The 597-nt window shown below is 43.0% G+C and carries 1 protein-coding gene and 1 pseudogene; both read right to left on the bottom strand.

Annotated elements, in window-relative coordinates:
* Nucleotides 1-374, bottom strand: a 374-nt coding sequence (locus tag DCC39_RS18930; RefSeq protein ID WP_116556410.1) for a TRAP transporter large permease subunit, incomplete at its 3' end; no start/stop codon positions are given.
* Nucleotides 375-393: 19 nt separating this feature from the next.
* Nucleotides 394-597 (bottom strand): annotated as a pseudogene (locus tag DCC39_RS19235) (TRAP transporter small permease subunit); the annotation flags it as partial.

Raw genomic sequence — 597 nt, 5'->3', positions numbered from 1 at the left:
CCCATTGTCGCTGTATTCGCTAAGCTTGAACCTGAAGCGGCAGCGAACAGCGCTGATGAACCGACAGTCGCCATACCCAAACCGCCCCGCAGCCGGCTTAACCACGCACGGAATGTTTGGAATAGCTCTGTACTGATTCCACAAACGTATAATAACTCTCCCATTAAAACAAACATCGGAATCGTGCTTAACGTATAATTAAAACTATGATCCCAAACAATTGTTTCAACTGCAGCAGTTAACGTATGCCAATCTTTCAAATAGATAATTCCGATAAAAGCCGGTACAGCCATCGCTACGGCGATAGGTACCCTCAAAAACATTAACACAAGCATCGCGACGATGCCTAAAAGCCCGATTACTTCAACAGCCATCGTATTCTCCCCCCTCTATCTACTTCTGGATTGGTTGAAAGATTCCAATCACAGAATTAATGCATTTTAACAGCGCTTCCAATCCCCACATCGTAAAACCGAGGATAATGATAAAATCAAACGGATAATAAGGAACTTCCAACAAACTTGTGCTTAGCTGCATTTCATTTTTATGGTTTAGGAAAACCCCGACATAAATGTAGGCAATAATCAGCGTGACCAC

The organism is Pueribacillus theae (assembly GCF_003097615.1).
GTDB lineage: Bacteria > Bacillota > Bacilli > Bacillales > UBA6769 > Pueribacillus > Pueribacillus theae.
This window is presented reverse-complemented; position numbering and strand designations above follow the sequence as displayed.